Origin of the sequence: Amycolatopsis acidicola (assembly GCF_007713735.2) — a bacterium.
Taxonomy (GTDB): Bacteria; Actinomycetota; Actinomycetes; order Mycobacteriales; family Pseudonocardiaceae; genus Amycolatopsis_E; species Amycolatopsis_E acidicola.
This window is the reverse complement of the sequence record NZ_VMNW02000035.1, coordinates 40,347-59,347: the sequence shown is the minus strand read 5'-3', so window position 1 is coordinate 59,347 and position 19,001 is coordinate 40,347. Positions and strand designations below refer to the sequence as shown.

The 19,001-nt window shown below is 69.7% G+C and carries 23 protein-coding genes and 1 riboswitch; of the genes, 15 read left to right on the top strand and 8 right to left on the bottom strand.

The window, feature by feature from the left end:
• Position 1: 1 nt before the first annotated feature.
• Positions 2-268: a DUF4235 domain-containing protein gene (locus FPZ12_RS22855; RefSeq protein ID WP_144754998.1), complete on the bottom strand. Its 267-nt coding sequence runs from the start codon at positions 266-268 to the stop codon at positions 2-4.
• Positions 269-377: 109 nt separating this feature from the next.
• On the opposite strand from FPZ12_RS22855, the gene FPZ12_RS22850 reads away from it, so the two are divergent.
• The 8 genes from FPZ12_RS22850 to FPZ12_RS22815 all read left to right on the top strand — a co-directional run bounded on the left by FPZ12_RS22850 (position 378) and on the right by FPZ12_RS22815 (position 5,780).
• Entirely contained in the window at positions 378-764 is a 387-nt protein-coding gene (locus tag FPZ12_RS22850; RefSeq protein ID WP_243769978.1) for a cold-shock protein, read from the top strand.
• Between the two features lie 154 nt (positions 765-918).
• Entirely contained in the window at positions 919-1,581 is a 663-nt protein-coding gene (locus FPZ12_RS22845) for a PAS and ANTAR domain-containing protein (RefSeq protein ID WP_144754995.1), read from the top strand.
• Between the two features lie 55 nt (positions 1,582-1,636).
• Complete coding sequence (locus FPZ12_RS22840; protein WP_144754992.1) at positions 1,637-2,098, top strand: SRPBCC family protein; 462 nt, start codon at positions 1,637-1,639, stop codon at positions 2,096-2,098.
• Entirely contained in the window at positions 2,095-2,730 is a 636-nt protein-coding gene (locus FPZ12_RS22835; RefSeq protein ID WP_144754989.1) for a UdgX family uracil-DNA binding protein, read from the top strand. The genes FPZ12_RS22840 and FPZ12_RS22835 overlap by 4 nt, the downstream gene beginning before the upstream one ends.
• Before the next feature lie 4 nt (positions 2,731-2,734).
• A riboswitch (ZMP/ZTP riboswitch) is annotated at positions 2,735-2,814 on the top strand.
• An 18-nt stretch (positions 2,815-2,832) separates the two neighbouring features.
• Positions 2,833-3,669, top strand: a complete 837-nt coding sequence (locus tag FPZ12_RS22830; RefSeq protein WP_144754986.1) for a bifunctional 5,10-methylenetetrahydrofolate dehydrogenase/5,10-methenyltetrahydrofolate cyclohydrolase — start codon at positions 2,833-2,835, stop codon at positions 3,667-3,669.
• Positions 3,670-3,711: 42 nt separating this feature from the next.
• Positions 3,712-4,302: a TetR/AcrR family transcriptional regulator gene (locus FPZ12_RS22825; RefSeq protein ID WP_144754983.1), complete on the top strand. Its 591-nt coding sequence runs from the start codon at positions 3,712-3,714 to the stop codon at positions 4,300-4,302.
• A 20-nt stretch (positions 4,303-4,322) separates the two neighbouring features.
• On the top strand, positions 4,323-5,054 hold the full coding sequence (locus tag FPZ12_RS22820) for a DUF427 domain-containing protein (RefSeq protein ID WP_208025957.1): 732 nt from the start codon (positions 4,323-4,325) through the stop codon (positions 5,052-5,054).
• 18 nt (positions 5,055-5,072) lie between these two features.
• A complete protein-coding gene (locus FPZ12_RS22815; RefSeq protein ID WP_144754980.1) occupies positions 5,073-5,780 on the top strand; it encodes an MBL fold metallo-hydrolase in 708 nt (235 codons plus the stop codon).
• Positions 5,781-6,101: 321 nt separating this feature from the next.
• Here FPZ12_RS22815 and FPZ12_RS22810 read toward each other — a convergent pair whose 3' ends face one another.
• The 4 genes from FPZ12_RS22810 to FPZ12_RS22795 form a co-directional block, all read right to left on the bottom strand.
• Positions 6,102-7,196 (bottom strand): glycerate kinase, encoded by a 1,095-nt coding sequence (locus tag FPZ12_RS22810; protein ID WP_144754977.1) that lies wholly within the window; start codon positions 7,194-7,196, stop codon positions 6,102-6,104.
• 189 nt (positions 7,197-7,385) lie between these two features.
• A complete protein-coding gene (locus FPZ12_RS22805) occupies positions 7,386-8,525 on the bottom strand; it encodes a glutamate--cysteine ligase (RefSeq protein ID WP_144754974.1) in 1,140 nt (379 codons plus the stop codon).
• Positions 8,526-9,011, bottom strand: coding sequence for a hypothetical protein (locus FPZ12_RS22800; RefSeq protein ID WP_144754971.1), 486 nt, complete (start codon positions 9,009-9,011; stop codon positions 8,526-8,528).
• Positions 9,008-9,763, bottom strand: a complete 756-nt coding sequence (locus FPZ12_RS22795) for an alpha/beta hydrolase (RefSeq protein ID WP_144754968.1) — start codon at positions 9,761-9,763, stop codon at positions 9,008-9,010. Before FPZ12_RS22795 ends, FPZ12_RS22800 begins: the two co-directional genes overlap by 4 nt.
• 180 nt (positions 9,764-9,943) lie before the next feature.
• Between FPZ12_RS22795 and FPZ12_RS22790 the strand changes: the two genes are divergently transcribed.
• Together FPZ12_RS22790 and FPZ12_RS22785 are read left to right on the top strand one after the other, a co-directional pair.
• Positions 9,944-10,705, top strand: coding sequence for a lysophospholipid acyltransferase family protein (locus FPZ12_RS22790; protein WP_144754965.1), 762 nt, complete (start codon positions 9,944-9,946; stop codon positions 10,703-10,705).
• A 21-nt stretch (positions 10,706-10,726) separates the two neighbouring features.
• Positions 10,727-11,218 carry a polyadenylate-specific 3'-exoribonuclease AS gene (locus FPZ12_RS22785; protein WP_144754961.1) on the top strand — a complete coding sequence of 164 codons (492 nt, stop codon included), beginning with the start codon at positions 10,727-10,729 and terminating at the stop codon, positions 11,216-11,218.
• Between the two features lie 40 nt (positions 11,219-11,258).
• Here FPZ12_RS22785 and FPZ12_RS22780 read toward each other — a convergent pair whose 3' ends face one another.
• A complete protein-coding gene (locus FPZ12_RS22780) occupies positions 11,259-12,323 on the bottom strand; it encodes a 3-deoxy-7-phosphoheptulonate synthase (protein WP_144754958.1) in 1,065 nt (354 codons plus the stop codon).
• 251 nt (positions 12,324-12,574) lie between these two features.
• Between FPZ12_RS22780 and FPZ12_RS22775 the strand changes: the two genes are divergently transcribed.
• Positions 12,575-13,600, top strand: coding sequence for a 6-phosphofructokinase (locus tag FPZ12_RS22775; RefSeq protein WP_144754955.1), 1,026 nt, complete (start codon positions 12,575-12,577; stop codon positions 13,598-13,600).
• Between the two features lie 373 nt (positions 13,601-13,973).
• Entirely contained in the window at positions 13,974-15,113 is a 1,140-nt protein-coding gene (locus FPZ12_RS22770; RefSeq protein ID WP_424923631.1) for a glycoside hydrolase family 18 protein, read from the top strand.
• 57 nt (positions 15,114-15,170) lie between these two features.
• On the opposite strand, the gene FPZ12_RS22765 is transcribed toward FPZ12_RS22770, so the two are convergent.
• On the bottom strand, positions 15,171-15,371 hold the full coding sequence (locus FPZ12_RS22765; RefSeq protein WP_144754949.1) for an antitoxin: 201 nt from the start codon (positions 15,369-15,371) through the stop codon (positions 15,171-15,173).
• Between the two features lie 102 nt (positions 15,372-15,473).
• On the opposite strand from FPZ12_RS22765, the gene FPZ12_RS22760 reads away from it, so the two are divergent.
• The 3 genes from FPZ12_RS22760 (at position 15,474) to FPZ12_RS22750 (ending at position 18,561) form a co-directional block, all read left to right on the top strand.
• A complete protein-coding gene (locus FPZ12_RS22760; protein ID WP_144754946.1) occupies positions 15,474-16,139 on the top strand; it encodes a DUF2461 domain-containing protein in 666 nt (221 codons plus the stop codon).
• A 69-nt stretch (positions 16,140-16,208) separates the two neighbouring features.
• A complete protein-coding gene (gene pyk, locus FPZ12_RS22755) occupies positions 16,209-17,633 on the top strand; it encodes a pyruvate kinase (RefSeq protein ID WP_144754942.1) in 1,425 nt (474 codons plus the stop codon).
• Positions 17,634-17,655: 22 nt separating this feature from the next.
• Positions 17,656-18,561: an acyl-CoA thioesterase gene (locus tag FPZ12_RS22750; protein WP_144754938.1), complete on the top strand. Its 906-nt coding sequence runs from the start codon at positions 17,656-17,658 to the stop codon at positions 18,559-18,561.
• A gap of 11 nt (positions 18,562-18,572) precedes the next feature.
• Here the strand turns inward: FPZ12_RS22750 and FPZ12_RS22745 are convergent, their stop codons facing one another.
• Complete coding sequence (locus FPZ12_RS22745) at positions 18,573-18,941, bottom strand: hypothetical protein (RefSeq protein ID WP_208025956.1); 369 nt, start codon at positions 18,939-18,941, stop codon at positions 18,573-18,575.
• Positions 18,942-19,001 lie beyond the last annotated feature (60 nt).

Genomic DNA, 19,001 nt, shown 5'->3' with positions numbered 1-19,001 from the left:
GCTACTTCTTCTTCTCCAGCTTCTTGCCCGTGGTGCGCTCGTAGGCTTCGGCGCCGCCGCGGTCGAGCGCGGCCTTGATCACGCCGAAGATCGCGCCCTGCAGCGCGGCGGCGAGCAGCACCTCGCGGACGCGGTGCTCGGTCGAGGTCGCCTTCGGTGCCTCCGGCTCACCCGAGATGGCCTGCCAGGACTTCTTGAACACCATGCCCGCGAGCACGCCGCCGAGCGCGCTGATGGCCAGGCTGAGTGGTTTGTAGAGCAGTTTCATGACCGCCGGGTACCCCGGTTCGGCTGATCGGTACCCGCCGATTGTGCGCGCGGGTGGCGAGGCGGTAGTTTGGCGCGATGTTCGCGCCGGACGGCTCCGGCCGGGTTCGATGACGGGATTCATTGTGGTCACGGGAAAAGTCGTCCGTTTCGACGAGATTCGCGGGTATGGGTTCGTGGCGCCGGACGGTGGCGGTGAGGACGTTTTCGTCCACGTCAACGACCTGGACGTGGACAAACGGCTGATCGCGGCCGGCGCGGTCGTCGAGTTCACTGTGGAGGATGGCGAGCGCGGGCCCAAGGCGTCCAACGTCCGGGTGGTGCGGGGGGTGCGGCCCGGCGAGCCGGCCGACTACCCCGCCTCGGGTTTCGAGTTCCGCGAGGAGCTCACCGAGGCGCTGCTCGCCGGCGTCCCGACGCTGACGGCGGAGCAGCTGCTCCGGGTCCGCCGGACGGTGCTCGACCTCATCACCGACCACGGCTGGCTCGACGGCTGAGCCCCCGCTTCGGCCGGGTGAGCCCCGGGCGCCAGGATGTCCGGTGATCACCGTGCAAGGCCTGACGATCTCCCGGCTATGATCTGGCGACCTGGGATTGTCCAGCAGCGTGGCACCCGTGTCGATCTCGATTTCGCACAGGAGCCGTCTGCGCATGACCACCAAGCCGGATCCACTCTCCGCGCTGCCCTCGGGGCAAAGTGCCGACCAGGTCGGCATGTACCACTGGGACGTCCGGGCCGGGACCTGGTCCTGGTCACCGGAGATCTACCGGATGTACGGCTACCGGCCGGGCGCGGTGTCCCCGGGACCCGAGCTGTTCGCCGAACACGGGCACCCCGGTGACCGGCCCCAGCTGAGCGAGGTCTTCGAGCGCGCGCGGCGCACCGGGGAGCCGTTCAGCGCTCAGCAGCGCATCGCCGCCGCCGACGGGGTCACGCGGGCCGTGGTCGTGGTCGGCGCCGTCGACCAGGACGAGGCGGGTCTCGCGAAGATCCACGGCTACTACGTCGACCTGACGAGCGCCCGGCTGCGCGAGGCCGAGCAGCTGTCCGAGCTTGCCGGGGAAGCGGCCGGGCTGCAGCGCGCGATGGCGTCGCGGGCCGGAATCGAGCAGGCCAAGGGGATGATCATGCTCGGCTACGGCTGCGATTCGGCCACCGCCTTCGAGCTGCTCACCAGCGCTTCGCAGCGCGGCAACGTCAAACTGCGCGAGCTCGCCGAAGGGCTGGTGGCCGCGGTGCAGAACCCGCCGGAGCCGCTGGCCCGCACCCGCGAGTACCTCGAGTCCGTGCTGGCGCGCCTCACGAACGTGTAGCCCCGCTCGCGCCGAGGTACCCGGATGGTGCAAAAGAGGAAGGAGCGAAGCAGAGATGAGCACCATCACCGAGACGGTCGACGTGAACGTGCCGGTGCGCACGGCCTACAACCAGTGGACCCAGTTCGAGTCCTTCCCGCGCTTCATGGAAGGCGTGGCGGAGATCCGCCAGCTCGACGACACGCATCTGCACTGGGTGACCAGAATCGGGAACGTACAACGGGAATTCGACGCGACGATCACCGAGCAGCATCCCGACGAGCGGGTCGCGTGGCGCTCCGACAGCGGCCCGAACCACGCCGGGGTGATCACCTTCCACCGGCTCGGCGAGGGCAGTACGCGGGTGACCGCGCAGATGGACATCGACCCGGACGGTTTCGCCGAGAACGCCGCCGACAAACTGGGCGTGCTCGACCGCCGGGTCAACGGCGATCTCAGGCGCTTCAAGGAGTTCATCGAGCATCACGGCCAGGAGACCGGCTCCTGGCGCGGTGAGGTCGAACGGCCTCCGGGATGACGACCACCGAGCGGCGGGACGCCTCCCGGTTCGTGCCGGCAGGCAAGGAGCTGGCGCGGCTGCGGGAGGCGTCCCGTTCCTGTCGTGGTTGCGGCCTGTACGAGGACGCGACGCAGACGGTTTTCGGTGCGGGGCCGGAGAACGCGCGCATCGTGTTGCTGGGCGAACAGCCCGGGGACAAGGAAGACCGCGCGGGCGAGCCGTTCGTCGGACCGGCCGGGAAGCTGCTGGACCGCGCGCTCGCCGAGGCGGGTATCGACCGAAGTGAGGTCTACGTGACCAACGCGGTCAAGCACTTCAAGTTCACCCGCGCCGAGGGCGGAAAGCAGCGCATCCACAAGAAGCCTTCGCGCACCGAAGTGGTGGCCTGCCGTCCGTGGCTGCTGGCGGAGTTCGGTGCGCTGCAACCGGAAGTCGTCGTCCTGCTGGGCGCGACCGCGGCGCAGGCGGTCATGGGCACTTCGTTCAAGGTGACCGAGTCGCGCGGAGAACTGTTGTCCGCGCCCGAAGATCTGGGCGGCCACCCGGCGCACGCCCTCGCCACCGTCCACCCGTCGGCGGTGCTGCGCGCACCGGACCGGGACAGCGCTTACTCCGCGCTGGTCGACGATCTGCGGGCGGTGCCGGGGTAGGCTCGGCATGGGCCGTGACTGGCGTTCGGGTGGGGCACCACCGGGGAGCGGTCCTGCGACGAGCCGCACGCCTGGGCGATCCCGACGATCGAGGAGCGCCCGATGGCCCTGATGTCCGGTACCGAACTCGCCAAGGAAATCGTCGCCGACGCCGGCCGGCGCGCGGCCGCGTTCGAGGCCGCCGCGGGGCGGAAGCCGTGTCTCGCCACGGTTCTGGTGGGCGAGGATCCGGCTTCGGTGACGTATGTGCGGATGAAGCGGAACCGGTGCCGCCAGGCGGGAATCGAGTCACGGCACGTGCCGTTGCCCGCCACCACCACGACAGCCGGTTTGGTGCGGGTGATCGGCGAGCTGTCCGCGGACCCCGGGGTGGACGGAATCCTGCTGCAGCACCCGGTCCCGGCCGGAATCGACGAGCGCGCCGCCTTCGAGGCGATCGCGCCGGGCAAGGACGTCGACGGCGTCACGATGCACTCCTTCGCCGCCATGTCGTTCGGGCTGCCGGGTTTCGAGTCGTGCACGCCGGGCGGCATCATGCGGCTGCTGGACGCGTACGAGGTCGGGATCGAAGGCAGGCACGCGGTGGTGATCGGCCGCAGTCCGATCCTCGGCAAGCCGGTCGCCATGCTCCTGCTCGCCCGCCATGCGACGGTCACCGTCTGCCATTCGCGCACCGCGGACCTGCCGTCGATCGTGCGGTCGGCCGACCTCGTGGTCGCCGCCGTGGGGCGGCCGGAGTTCGTGCGCGGCTCGTGGATCAAACCCGGCGCGGTGGTGGTCGACGCGGGGTACAACCCCGGCAATGTCGGCGATGTCGCCTTCGCCGAGGCCGCGGAGCGGGCGAGCCTGATCACCCCGGTGCCGGGCGGCGTCGGCCCCACCACCATCGCCGTGCTGCTGGCACAGACGGTGACCGCCGCGGAATCCACAATGGACTGATCCACTTCGGTAACCGGCACCAGCGGTTACGATGAAAGGACGATGACTACCGAAAGCGCCACGCAGGGCACCAGCCTCGAGCCGCGGGAGCGGATACTGGCGGCGGCGTACGAGCTGTTCGCCTGGCGGGGTGTCCGGGACGTGGGGGTCGACGAGGTCATCGCGCGGTCCGGGGTCGCCAAGGCCACCCTGTACCGGCATTTCGCCTCGAAGGACGCCCTGGTCCTGGCGTTCCTCGAACAGCGTGAGCAGCGCTGGACCCGGGGTTACATCGAGGCCGAGGCCCGCCGCCGCGGCGAGACGGCCGAGGGCAGGCTGCTGGCCATCTTCGACGTGTTCGACGAGTGGTTCCGCCGTCCCGAGGAGTTCGACGCCTGCTCGTTCATCAACGTGCTGCTGGAAATGGGGCCGGGACACCCGCTGGGCCAGGCGTGCATCGCGCACCTCGGCACCATCCGCGCCATCGTGCGCGCGCTGGCCGAGGAAGCCGGGCTGCGCGAGCCTGGCGAATTCGCGCACTCCTGGCACATCCTGATGAAGGGCTCCATCGTCTCCGCCGCCGAGGGCGACGCCGATGCGGCCCGGCGGGCCAAGGCGATGGCCCGCGACCTCATCGTCCGCTACACGCCCTGAAACAGAAGGCAGGTGCTTTCGTGAGCGAGTCCGTGCGAGTCGAACAAGGGCCGAAACGCGTCCGGGTGCTCTTCGGCGGGCAGTTCGTCGCCGACACCACGCGGCCGTTGCTGGTCTGGGAAATCCCGTACTACCCGGCCTACTACATCCCCCGCGAGGACGTGGCCGACGTGCTGGTCGCGACGGGGGAGACGAGGCATTCCGAGCGGCTGGGCGACGCGGCGCTGTCGACGGTGAAGGTCGGCGACAGGGAAGCTCCCGGCGCGGCCGCCGAATACGACACAGCGGAGTTGCGCGGCTACGTAAGGTTCGACTTCGCCGCGATGGACGGCTGGTTCGAGGAGGACGAGGAGATCTTCGTCCACCCCCGCGACCCGCACAAGCGCGTCGACGTGCTCGCCAGCTCGCGGCACGTCCGCATCGAGATCGACGGCGAAACCGTGGCGGAGTCGAGCAATCCGCGGCTGCTTTTCGAGACAGGCCTGCCCACCCGGTACTACCTGCCGAAGACGGACGTGCGGCTGGACCTGACCGAGCCCAGCGAAACGGTCACGCGCTGCCCGTACAAGGGCGAGGCGTCGTACTACTCCGTGCGGGCAGGCGGGAAACTGCACGAGGACATCGCCTGGTTCTACCGCGCGCCGGTGCCGGAGAGCCAGAAGGTGCAGGGCCTGGTCTGCTTCTACGACGAGAAGGTGGACGTGTTCGTCGACGGGGTCCGGCAGGAGCGCCCGCGCACCCCGTTCAGCTGAACCCTCTACCCTCGGGGCATGTCCGACCGCCTGTACTTCCGCCAGCTGCTCTCCGGCCGCGACTTCGCCGTCGGCGACCCGATCGCCACCCAGATGGTCAACTTCGCCTACCTGATCGGCGATCGGGAGACCAGGGAGGCCGTGCTCGTCGACCCGGCCTACGCGGTCGGCGACCTGCTGGACGTGCTCGCGGCCGACGACATGCGGCTCACCGGCGTGCTCGCCACGCACCACCACCCCGACCACGTCGGCGGCAGCATGATGGGCTTCACCCTGGCCGGGCTCGCCGAGCTGCTGGCGCGCGAACCCGTGCCGGTGCACGTGAACCGCAACGAGAGCGAGTGGGTGCAGCGGGTCACCGGGCTCTCGGCCACCGATATCACCGCGCACGACCACGACGACGTCGTCCAGGTCGGCGACATCCCCATCCGGCTGCTGCACACGCCGGGGCACACGCCAGGGAGCCAGTGCTTCCTGCTCGACGACAGGCTTGTCGCGGGGGACACGCTGTTCCTCGAAGGCTGTGGTCGTACGGACTTCCCCGGCGGTGACGCCGAGGCGATGTACCACAGCCTGCGTGCGCTCGCGGAGCTGCCGGGCGACCCGACGGTTTTCCCGGGGCACCAGTACTCGGCCGCCCCGTCCGCCGCGCTGTCTTCCGTGCGGGAGAACAACTTCGTCTACCGGCCCCGAAACCTGGACGAGTGGAAGACGATGTTCGCTTAGGCGGTCGCGTGCGTTGGGGCAGCAGCTTAGGTGGTGGCGTGCGTTGGGGCAGCAGCTTAGGTGATGGCGTGCGTTGGGGCAGCAACGGACGCGCGTGGCCGCGCTGTGTGCACCCCACCACCGCCCCGATCTGTGAGTGTTCGCGATCTTGCCGCCGCGTCAAGGCGGGAAAGATGCCTTGACCCAGCGCCAAGATCGCAAGGACGGGCTGGGGATCGGGGCGGTGGAGGGGTGTGGTCGGTGGGTGTTCCCGGCTTTCGGTGCCGGGTGGCGGTGGAGTGCGTGGTGCGGGTGGCTCGGGTTTTGCCGTGGGTCGCGCCTTCAGAGCCAGTCCTTGGCCACCCGCGCGGCCAGCTGCTCCAGCAGTTCGGCGGTGTCGGTCATGCAGCGGCCGACGTCCGGCTCGATGTCGGTCAGCGCGTAGGCCGCCGCGAAGCCGTTGGCGCGCAACACTTCCGGCGGCAAGGACGTGTGCCCGGCCATCGCCACGACGGGGGTTTCTCCCGCCTGCGCGGCGATTCCGGCCGGGCCCTTGCCGTGCAGGGTCTGTTCGTCGAAGGATCCTTCGCCGGTGATCACGAGGTCCGCCCCGGCCAGTTTTTCCGCGAAGGCCGTCATTTCCAGCACGACGTCGATGCCCGCGCGGAAGGACGCGCCGAGGATCGCCAGGCACGCGTACCCCGTGCCGCCTGCCGCGCCCGCGCCGGGCGCGTCGGCGAAGCTCGGGTCGACCAGCTCTGCGAAGTGCCGCAACGCCGAGTCCAGCGCCGCCACATCCTCCGGCGACGCACCCTTCTGCGGCCCGTAAATCGCGGCGGCGCCGTGCTCGCCCAGCAGTGGGTTGTCGACGTCGCTCGCCACCACGAACTCCGCGCCGTGGAGGTCCATTTCGCTCAGGTCCACCCGCGCGAGGTCGGGAAGTGCTTGCCCGCCAAGGGAAATCTCCGCGCCGTCCGCGTCGAGGAGTCGCGCGCCGAGGCCACGGACCAAACCCGACCCGCCGTCGGTGCTCGCGCTGCCACCGAGCCCGATCACGATCTTCCGGCAGCCCGCCGCGAGCGCGTGCGCGATGAGCTCGCCCACCCCGAGCGTGCTCGACGTCAACGGCGCGAGCACTCCGCCGGGCAGGCGGCTCAACCCGGAAACCGCTGCCAGCTCGACGATCGCCGTGTTTCCCTGCCGCGCGTAGCCCGTCTCGACCGGCTCACCCGTCGGCCCGGTCGCCACGGCCGGCACGAACGCGAACCCCGCGGCCACCGCGGCCGCCACCGTGCCGTCACCCCCGTCGGCGATCGGGCACTCCGCCGTCTCGACCCCGGGCACCGCCCCCCGCAACCCGGCGGCGATCGCGTCCGCGACCTCCTTGGCGGGCAAGGACCCCTTGAACTTGTCCGGGGCAATGACGACCTTCGACATGAGCCGAGACTAGAGAATCTTTCAAAGTGGTTTGCGTGACGGTGCGGGTAGCGGCCCCTCCCGTCGCCCGCCACCACCCTCAACGGACGCGCTGCGCGCGGCTCCACCGATTCAAACCCCCGGCGGTGCAAGCGCACGGCCCACAGCAAGCGGCTCCGCCGCTTCCGACACAGAATCGAGCCGCGCCCCCTACCGGTCCCGCGCGATCCCGTCCCGCATTTCGGCTACCAGCGAAGCCACCACGGCCTTGAGACTCCCGTTGTACTCGCGCGCCACGGCCCGCTGCCGCTGGTAGCTCGCGCCGTACTTCAGGATCGTCTCCACCCCGCGCAGCTCCGCCACGCACCCGAGCCGCCGCGCGACCGGCTCCAGCCGCTCCAGCAGATCGGCGAGATCGTCGGTGACCAGCCGCTCGTCCCCGGCCGCGTTCAGGATGATGATCGCGTCCAGCCCATACCGGGCGGCGCGCCACTTGTTCTCCTGCACGTGCCACGGCGGCAGGGTCGGCAGCTGTTCGCCGTTGTCGAGGCGCTCGCTGAAATCGTCCACCAGACACTGGGTCAGCGCGGCGATCGTGCCGACCTCCTCCAGCGTGGGCAGCCCGTCGCACACCCGCATCTCGATCGTGCCGAAATGCGGGGCGGGCCGGATGTCCCAGCGGATCTCGGAAAAGGCGTCGATCACGCCGGTCTTGAACATGTCGTCGACGTAGCCCTCGAGCTCCGCCCACTCGCGGAACTGGAACGGCAGCCCGGCGGTCGGCAGCTGCTGGAACATCAGCGCCCGGTTCGAGGCGTACCCGGTGTCCTCCGCGCCCCAGTACGGCGAGGACGCCGAGAGCGCCTGCAGGTGCGGCGCGTAGTTGAGCAGCGCGTCGAGCACCGGCAGCACCTTGTCCCGGTGGTCGAGCCCGACATGCACGTGCACCCCGTAGATGAGCATCTGCCTGCCCCACCACCGGGTGCGCTCGATCAGCTTCTGATACCGCGCCTTGTCCGTCACTTTCTGCTGGTACCACGAGGAAAACGGGTGCGTGCCAGCGCAGCACAGCTCGACCCCGAGCGGGTCGGTCACCGCGTGCACCTCGTCCAGCGAACCCGCCAGGTCGGCCGTCGCCTCACCGACCGTGCGGCATACCCCGGTGATGATCTCGATCGTGTTGAGCAGCAGCTCCTGTTTGATCTTGGGATGCTCCTCGCGCCCGTCGCGCACGGCTTCGAGGATCTGCTCGGCCACCGAGCGCAGCTCACCGCTGCGACGGTCGACCAGTGCCAGCTCCCATTCGGCCCCGACGGTGGAGCGCCGGGACGGCCGGAAGTCCAGGTGCATTCAGACCTGCGCGCCGTTGCTCGGGTCGGCGCCGTCGGGCGGGCCCTGCTTGACCCGCAGCAGCAACAGGGCGATCGCGGTGGCGAGCGAAAGGATCCCCAGCGGCGTGCCCAGCGAAGCGCTGATCCCGATCAGCCCCGGCGCGATCAGCAGGAACAGCCCGATCAGGAAGAACAGCAGCACGATGAACGCGCCCTTGCCCGGCCGCGGCAGCGGCGGCGGCTCCGGCGGCACGTAGTGCTCGTCGTCGTCCGCGGGCTCGTCGCCCAGCACCGTGTCCTCCCAGCCAGGGCCCCCGGTGCGCCAGGAAGTTTCGGGCTCCGGCTGGGGATCGGCCGGCGGCGCCTTCCTCTCGGGCTTGGGCTCGGCTGGCAGGTCGAGCGGTTCTTCGTCGGCGAACTCGCCGACCCCCTCCGCCCGGAGGTCCGCGACGATCGCCGCGAACGTCGCGTCCACGTCCTCCGGGTCTGTGCCGTGCGCGCTCATCGGGACCCCACCTGCTCTGCTATGAACTCGCTGCCGCGCCGGAAGATCAGTGGCGCGTCGTTGTCCAGCGTCGCCACGTGGAAACTGTGCTCCAGCAGCACTTCCGTGGTCTGCCTGCTGCGCACCCCGTCGAGGACGAGACGCGCGTTCACCGGCTCCACGACGTGGTCAACGACGGACCGGAACAACAGTAGCGGCTGAGTCACCTTCGGCAGGTCGGCCCGCACCACGCGCCACAGCTGAGCGAGGCTCGCGGCGGCACGGACCGGGGTGCGGTCGTACGCCAGTTCAGTGACTCCCTGCTTCGCGATGTCGTTGGCGATCGCGGGCACCGAAGGCAGCACACGGCCGAGCACCGGCAGCAGCTTCGCGTCGCGGCGCAGCGTGGTGACCGAGGGGTTGACCAGCACCAGCCCGGCGATCTGCTCGCCGAACTCCTCCGCCAGCCGCAGCGCGAGCGTGCCGCCCATGGACAGCCCGAACACGAACACAGTCGGGTGGTTCTCGCGCAGCCCGAGCAGTTCGGCCCGGACGCAGGCGTACCAGTCCTGCCAGGTGGTCTTGTTCAGCTCCTGCCAGCTCGTGCCGTGCCCTGGCAGCCGGGGGCAGCGCACGCCGTGACCCAGCGCGGCGAGGTGCTCACCCCACGGGCGCATGCTCTGCGGGGTGCCGGTGAAGCCATGGCACAACAGCACCCCGGTCTCGCCAGACCCGGTGTGCGAGAAGGGTTCCGCACCGGCGAGTACGGGCATGGTGACCGCCTTACTCCTCGTCCCGACGGCACCCATCGTCCCACGCGGGCGGCCGTTGTCACATGCCTCCCGGCCCTGTGACATCACGCGCAACGGGGAGGTTGCCGTTGTGTTCTGCCCGTCACGGTTCGTACTCTGGATCAGCCGAGCGATCCGGGCCAGGCGGGAGGGCATGTCGCTGTGCTGTATCGGTTGCTGAAGTGGGTGCTGCTCGGCCCGATCCTCAAGACGCTGTGGCCGACCAAGGTCACCGGCCAGGAGAACATCCCCGACCGTGGCGGCGCGATACTGGCCAGCAACCACCTCGCGGTCGCGGACTCGTTCTTCATGCCGCTGCGGGTACCCCGGCGGGTCACGTTCCCGGCCAAGTCGGAGTACTTCACCGAGAAGGGGCTCAAGGGCCGGCTGAAGAAGTGGTTCTTCACCGGCGTCGGCCAGATCCCGATCGACCGCTCCGGCGGCAGCGCCGCGCAGGCCGCGCTCGACACCGCGATCCGGCTGCTGCGCGAAGGCAACCTCCTCGGCATCTACCCGGAGGGCACCCGCTCGCCGGACGGCAGGCTGCACAAGGGCAAGACCGGGGTCGCCAGGATCGCGCTCGAGGCCGGGGTGCCGGTCATCCCGGTCGCGATGATCGGCACGGACAAGGTCAACCCGATCGGCTCCAAGATGTGGTGGCCGCGCCGGCTGGAGATCCGCTTCGGCGCCCCGCTGGACTTCTCCCGCTACGACGGGCTGTCCGGGGACAGGTTCATCGAGCGCTCGATCACCGACGAGATCATGTACGCGCTGATGGAGCTCTCCGGTCAGGAGTACGTGGACATCTACGCCGCGCGGGCGAAGGAGCTGATCGCCGCGGAGCAGGCGGGCGTGCGCCCGGATGTGCCGTCGCAGGCCGCCGTCGCGGACGCCGACCGGGTACCGGAGACGAAGGCCGGGTAGCCAAGGCCCTAAGGTGCTTCGGTGCGATTCTTCTACGACACCGAATTCATCGAGGACGGCGTGACGATCGATCTGGTTTCGATCGGTGTCGTGGACGAGCGGGGCAGGGAGTTCTACGCGGTTTCGACCGATTTCGACCCCGGCCGCGCAGGCCAGTGGGTGCGCGACAACGTACTGCCGAAACTGCCCTCGCCCGCGGACAAGGCGTGGCGAAGCCGGGAGCGGATCCGCGCCGACCTGCTGGAGTTCTTCGGCAAGCCGCCGGGCGGAATCGAACTGTGGGCCTGGTACGCGGCGTATGACCACGTGGCGCTCGCGCAGTTGTGGGGCGCCATGCCCGCGCTGCCGCGCCAGTTGCCCCGCTTCACCCGTGACCTGCGCCAGCGCTGGGAGGACGCGGGCAAGCCGAAGCTGCCCTCGCCGCCGAGCGACGCGCACGACGCGCTCGCCGACGCCAAGCACAACCTCGAGCGCTGGCACGTGATCGACGCGGCGCTGAAGAACCGCCGCTGAGCATCGGGGCACCCTCGCGCCGAGGGTGCCCCGCACGCTGTCAGCGCACCGCCGCCGCCAGCGTGTCCAGGAGACCGGCCGTGGTGGGCCAGTCCATGCAGGCGTCGGTGATCGACTGCCCGTAGGTCAGCTCGGAAGCCTTGCCCAGCACCAGATCCTGCCGCCCGGCCTCGAGGAAGGACTCCAGCATCACGCCGGTGATCCCCTCACCGGCGCCGATCCGGTTCGCCACCTCTTCGACGACCCCGGCCTGGCGCACGTGGTCCTTGCCGCTGTTGCCGTGGGAGGCGTCGATGAGCACCCGTTCCGGCAGCTCCGCCTTGCGCAGCCGGGCCAGCGTGTCGCTGACCGTCTCGCTGTCGTAGTTGGGGCCTGCCGCGCTGCCGCGCAGGATCACGTGGCAGTCCGGGTTGCCGGAGGTGGTGATCAGCGCCGCGAGCCCGTCGGCGTTGATGCCGGGGAACACGTGGCTGGCCGCGGCGGCGCGGGTGGCGTCCACGGCCACCTGCACGTCGCCCTCGGTGGAGTTCTTGATCCCCACCGGCATCGACAGCGCGCTGCACAGCTGGCGGTGCACCTGGCTGGCCGCGGTGCGCGCGCCGATCGAACCCCAGCTGACGATGTCGGCGATGAACTGCGGGGTGATCGGGTCGAGGAACTCGCAGCCCACCGGCAGGCCGAGCGCGGAGATGTCGAGCAGCAGCTTCCTGGCCATCCGCAGGCCCTGGTTGACCGCGTACGAGCCGTCCAGCGCCGGGTCGTTGATCAGGCCCTTCCAGCCCAGCGTGGTGCGCGGCTTCTCGAAGTACACCCGCATGATCACGTGCAGCCTGTCGCGCAGCTGGTCCGCCTTCTCCGCGAGCCGGATCGCGTAGTCGACGGCCGCCTCCGGGTCGTGCACCGAGCACGGCCCGACCACGACGAGCAGCCTTTCGTCGGTGCCGTTGAGAATGTCGACGGTCGCGGAACGGCCCTGTGCCACGGTTTTCGCGACGGCGGCGTCCATCGGATGTTCCTGGCGCAGCAGCGAAGGCGGGATCAGCGGGCTGATCCCGGCGGTGCGCTGGTTGTCGAGGATTTCGGCGGGGCCTGCGGTGATCGGCATGGCGGGACTGGTCCTTTCCCGACCGGCCCGCGGTCTTGCCACCCGAGCCGGTCTGTCTTCCGGCTCGAGGGTGGTTCAGCGCGCGGCGATCTCGCCGGCTGGCCCACCCAGGGCCGGCCCGCTAAACCAGAAATACCGCTGCACGCCGACGACCCTACCAAGCGCGCCTCCGCTTTACCGATCAAGGGTGACCACGGCTACGCTGACGGGGAGAAGTGTGACCTGTGACAACTTTCGAAAGGGCTGATGGGATGCGAGTGGGGGTCCTGACCGGCGGTGGTGACTGCCCCGGCCTCAACGCGGTGATCCGTGCGGTCGTCCGCAAGGGCATCGAGGTGCACGGCTGGGACGTGGTCGGTTTCCGCAGCGGCTGGCGCGGGCCGATGACCGGCGAGAGCAGGCCGCTCGGCCTCGCCGACGTGGAGGAGATCCTCACCAGGGGCGGCACGATCCTGGGTTCTTCCCGGACCAACCCGTATAAGGAAGACGGCGGCGTCGACAAGATCAAGTCGGTGCTGGCCGAGCAGAAGATCGACGCGCTGATCGCGATCGGCGGCGAAGACACCCTCGGCGTCGCGAAGAAGCTGACCGACGACGGGGTCGGCGTCGTCGGGGTGCCGAAGACGATCGACAACGACCTCGCGGCCACCGACTACACCTTCGGTTTCGACACCGCGGTGCACATCGCCACCGAGGCCATCGACAGGCTGCGCACCACCGCCGAATCGCATTTCCGCGCGCTCGTGGTCGAGGTGATGGGCAGGCACGCGGGCTGGATCGCGCTGCACTCCGGGCTCGCCGGCGGCGCGAACGTGATCCTGGTGCCGGAGCGCCCGTTCTCGGTCGACCAGGTCACCGAGTGGGTGGAGCGCCGGTTCGAGCGGATGTACGCGCCGATCATCGTGGTCGCCGAGGGCGCGCTGCCCGAGGGCGGCGCCGAGGTGCTCAAGACCGGTGAGAAGGACGCGTTCGGGCACGTGCGGCTCGGCGGCATCGGCACTTGGCTGGCCGACGAGATCGCCGTCCGCACCGGCAAGGAGTCCCGCGCCGTGGTGCTCGGGCACGTCCAGCGCGGCGGCACTCCGACGGCGTACGACAGGGTGCTCGCCACCCGGTTCGGGCTGCACGCCGTGGACGCGGTGACCGACGGCGACTTCGGCACGATGGTCGCGCTGCGCGGCACCGACATCGTGCGCGTCAAGCTGGCCGAAGCCACCGCCGAGCTCAAGACGGTGCCGGCGGAGCGCTACGAAGAGGCCGAAGTCTTCTTCGGCTGAGCCTCCGGTCGCCACGGTGGGACAGGCCAGTCCCACCGTGGCATCGGCTCGTCGGCCGCCGGGTTCGCGCCCGGTCGCGAGAAGACCACGGCGACGGCAACACCCCGCGGGCGGTTGCCAAGTATGCACTTTCCGGGGGCGGCGCCTTCGGCTGTCAGCTGGTACTTGCCCCTCGGCGGGTGCTCGTCGAAGGCTCAGGTGACACCACCCCGCCGCCCTACCTTCGTAGGGAATAGTGGACTAGACCTTTCGACACATGGTCTAGTCCATTTACGGTGCTTTCGTCCCCCTCCGCACCAGGGTCCGGGAGGAAAGCATGTCCTTACGCCGCAAACTACTCGGTGCCGCGGGGGTTCTCGCGGCCGTGCTCACGATGCTCTCGTTCGCGCCGCCCGCCTCGTCCGCGCCGGTGGGCAAGGTGATGGGCTACTTCACCGAGTGGGGCGTCTACGACCGCAACTACCAGGTCAAGAACATCGAGACCAGTGGGTCCGCGGGAAAACTCACGCACCTGAACTACGCGTTCGGCAACGTGACGAACGGGCAGTGCGCGATCGGCGACACCTACGCCGCCTATGACAAGTACTACGACGCCGCGGGCAGTGTGGACGGAGTCTCCGACACCTGGGACAACGGCGCGCTGCGCGGGAACTTCGGCCAGCTCAAGCGGCTCAAGGCGATGCACTCCGGGCTCAAGGTGATCTACTCGTTCGGCGGCTGGACGTGGTCCTCGGGCTTCACGCAGGCCGCGCAGAACCCGGCCGCCTTCGCCGACTCCTGCTACAACCTGCTGCACGATCCGCGCTGGGACGGCGTGTTCGACGGGATCGACATCGACTGGGAGTACCCCAACGCCTGCGGGCTTTCCTGTGACAGCAGCGGTGCCGAGGCGTTCCCGAAGCTGATGTCCGCGCTGCGCTCGAGGTTCGGCAGCGAGCTGGTCACCGCCGCCATCACCGCCGACGGCACGAACGGCGGCAAGATCGACGCGGCCGACTACGGCGGCGCGGCGCAGTATGTCGACTGGTACAACGTGATGACCTACGACTACTTCGGCGCATGGGCGGCGAACGGCCCGACGGCCCCGCATTCCCCGCTGAACTCCTACGACGGCATCCCCACCGCGGGCTTCTACGCCGACGCGGCGATCCAGAAGCTGAAGGCGAAGGGTGTTCCGGCCGGAAAGATGTTGCTGGGCATAGGGTTCTACGGCCGCGGCTGGACAGGGGTGACACAGGCGGCGCCGGGCGGCACGGCCACCGGGGCGGCGCCGGGCAAGTACGAGGCCGGGATCGAGGACTACAAGGTGCTCAAAACCCGTTGTCCCGCAACGGGAACCGTCGCGGGCACCGCGTATGCCTCCTGTGGTGGCGAATGGTGGAGCTACGACACCCCGGACACGATCGCGGGGAAGACGAGCTACGCCCGCACACAGGGGCTGGGCGGCGCGTTCTTCTGGGAGCTCTCCGGTGACACCGCCGACGGCGAGCTGATCACCGCGATGAGCAGGTAGCGACACGAAGAAGCCGGTTTCCCCGTGCGCACGGGGAAACCGGCTTCGTTCACGCGGTCAGGCGGGCGGCGGGGGCGGCGGCTCTTCCTGGCCGCCCTGCTGCTGGGCGAACCCCTTCGCCTTCTCGGCCGCCTTGTCGATCTGCTCGCCGTGGCCGCCCCACTTGTCCTTGGCGGCGTCCGCGACCTTGTCGATGCCCTGGTTCGCCTGGTCCGGGTGCTTGCCGAGGGCTTCCTTGGCCTTGTCGAACAGGTTCATCCGCGACTCCCTTCGCTCGGATGCCCTTGCCGTACCCCGCCCGCCGCGCGTGGCAAACCGCCGGTCCCCCGTACCGGTGACACCCGCGTTATCGTTTGCCGGGTGAAGTTCGAGGGGTTCGGGGAGTACGCCGTCGAGTTCTACGACGGGCTCGTCGCCGACAATTCCAAGCCGTACTGGGACGACAACGTCAAGACCTACAAGGAGGACGTCCGCGCCCCGATGGAAGCGCTGCTCGCCGAGTTGACGCCCGAGTTCGGCCCGGGCTTCGGTGAGGGGAAGGTCTTCCGGCCGTACCGCGACGTGCGCTTCGCCAAGGACAAAACGCCGTACAAGACGCATTGCGGCGGGGTGATCGAGCCGGGCCGCGGCGGCGGCGCCTACTACGTCGAGCTGTCCACCGCGGGCCTCCGCGTCGGCGGAGGGTGCTTCCACCTCCAGTCCGATCAGCTGGCCCGGTTCCGCCAGGCCGTCGACACCGACGTGCAAGGCAAGGCGCTGGAAGGAATTCTCGCGAAACTCCGCAGGGCCGGCTGGGAGATCAAGGGTGACCGGCTGCGGACGAAACCGCGTGGCTACGCCGAGGACCACCCCCGGATCGAACTGCTCCGGCATCGCTCGCTGTACGCCGTGCGCGCCTGGGACCCGGACGACACGCTGCACGAACGCGCCTGCCTGGACCGGGTGCGCAAGGCATGGCGGCAGGTTCGCGACTTCAACGAATGGGCCCGTGACCACGTCGGCCTCAGCGAAAAACCGCGAAGGTAACCCGGACGACTGACTCGTTCTCGGGATCGGTACAGACGGATGGGCCGCGAGGGTCTACCCTGTATGAACGTGAGCCGACGCGCGAAGATCGTTTGTACGCTAGGCCCTGCCACCGCCACGGCGGAGAAGGTGCGGGCCCTCGTAGACGCCGGAATGGACGTCGCGAGGATGAACTTCAGCCACGGCAGCCATGGCGACCACAAGCAGGTCTACGACCTGATCCGGGACGCGGCTGCCGAAACGGGGCGCGCGGTCGGCATTCTCGCCGATCTGCAAGGTCCCAAGATCCGGCTCGGCACGTTCGCCGGCGGGCCGGTGGAATGGCGCAACGGCGACGTCGTCCGGATCACCGTCGAGGACGTCGCGGGCACCCACGACCGGGTTTCCACCACGTACAAGGGCCTGGCAAGGGACGCCAAGCCGGGGGACAGGCTGCTCGTCGACGACGGCAAGGTCGGTCTCGTGGTCAAGGGCGTCGAGGGTCCGGACGTGGTCTGCGAGGTCACCGAAGGCGGCCCGGTCAGCAACAACAAGGGCGTCTCGCTGCCCGGCATGGATGTCTCCGTGCCCGCACTGTCCGAAAAGGACATCGAGGACCTGGAGTTCGCGCTCGAACTGGGCGTGGACTTCATCGCGCTGTCGTTCGTCCGCTCCCCGGCCGACATCGACCTGGTGCACCAGGTGATGGACCGGGTCGGCAAGGGCAGGCTGCCGGTCGTCGCCAAGCTGGAGAAGCCCGAGGCCGTCTACAACCTCGAGGCGATCGTGCTGGCCTTCGACGGCGTGATGGTCGCCCGTGGTGACCTCGGCGTGGAGCTGCCGCTGGAGCAGGTGCCGCTGGTGCAGAAGCGCGCCATCCAGATCGCGCGGGAGAACGCCAAGCCGGTCATCGTGGCCACCCAGATGCTCGATTCGATGATCAACAACTCGCGCCCGACCCGCGCCGAGACCTCCGACGTGGCCAACGCGGTGCTCGACGGGGCCGACGCGGTGATGCTCTCGGGCGAGACCAGTGTGGGCCGCTATCCGGTCGAGACGGTCGAGACCATGGGCCGCATCGTCGAGGCCGTCGAGGCCGACTCGCTCGCGGTGCCGCCGCTGTCGCACGTGCCGCGGACGAAGCGGGGCGTCATCTCCTACGCGGCGAGGGACATCGGTGAGCGGCTGAACGCCAAGGCGCTGGTCGCCTTCACGCAGTCCGGCGACACCGTGCGCCGGCTGGCCCGGCTGCACACCCGGCTGCCGCTGCTCGCGTTCACCCCCGAGGAGAGCGTGCGGGCCCAGCTGTCGATGACGTGGGGTACGAACACGCACATCGTGCCGAAGGTGGACTCGACCGACCAGATGATCCGGCAGGTCGACCACGCGATGCTGGAGATGGACCGGTACCAGCCGGGCGATCTCGTCGTCATCGTCGCCGGTTCGCCGCCGGGCACGATCGGTACCACCAACCTGATCCGCGTGCACCGGCTCGGCGAAGACGACCACGCCTGATTCGTCGCTTAGAGTTCGGTTCATGACTGAGGTAGCCCGGGGCGCCGCGGCGGATCTCGACGTCGCCGGGGAGCTGGGCGGGCAGGTCGTCCTCGACCGCCTGGTCGCCCTGCTCGACCTGGAGCGGATCGACGAGAACATCTACCGCGGCGTGAGCCCGGCGCATTCGCCGGTGCGGGTGTTCGGCGGCCAGGTCGCCGGGCAGGCGCTGGTCGCCGCCGGGCGCACGGTGCCCAGCGAGCGGAAGGTGCACTCGCTGCACGCGTACTTCATCCGCGGCGGCGACCCGAGCGTGCCGATCGTCTACGAGGTGGACCGCATCCGCGACGGCCGCTCGTTCACCACGCGGCGCGTCGTCGCGATCCAGCACGGCAAGGCGATTTTCGCGCTGTCGGCGTCGTTCCAGATCCGGGAACCGGGCATCGAGCACCAGGAGCCGATGCCGGACGTGCCCGCCCCGGAGACCCTGCCGACGTTCGCCGAGCGGATAGCGGGTTACCCCGCGCTCGGCGGCAGCAGGGCGATGCCGCGGCCGATCGACATCCGCTACGTCAACGACCCGCCGTGGGTCACCCGCGAAAGCGGGCGGCCCAGCGAGCGCAACCAGGTCTGGATGCGCGCGGACGGGAAGCTGCCGGACGCGGACCTGCTGCAGGTCTGCGTGCTGACCTACGCCTCGGACATGACGTTGCTGGATTCGCCGCTGGCGCGGCACAACGTCTACTGGGAGCTGGACGACGTGATGGGCGCGAGCCTCGATCACGCATTGTGGTTCCACCGCCCGTTCCGCGCCGACGAATGGTTCCTCTACGACACGGCCTCGCCGAGCGCTTCGGGCGCCAGGGCACTGGCCGAGGGGCGGTTCTTCGCGGCCGACGGGACGCACATCGCGACCGTGGTCCAGGAGGGCCTGCTGCGGGTGCCGTGAGGGGCGCCACGTCAACTCACCGAGTGCAAGTGCGTGGCCCGGCGATGGTGGTGGTGCTTGCTGTGCCGGTGCTGCGGGAACGCCGCCTCGATGGTGCCCAGCCGCAGCTGCACGGCGAGGTAGGCGCGGCACGGCATGCGGTTCCCGCGGCGGAACAGCCTGCGCGCGGACTGGCCGCGGCAGATCCGGCAGCGGCCGCGCGCGTCCGGCTCGTGCGCGGCCAGCACGGCCCGCAAAGCCTGTACGAGCAAGGGAATCTCGCGCCGGGCCAGCTCCGTGGCGTGCTCCTCGTCGGCCAGTCCTGCCGAGCGGGCGAGATCGTCCAGTCGCTGGTGCACCGACACTTGCAACGGTCCGGCGATGGCCTCGCTGTCGAGCACGCCGCCTCCTCTGGTGCCGCGTTCTGCTGATCGGAATACGCGTCTCGGATCCACGCAGGA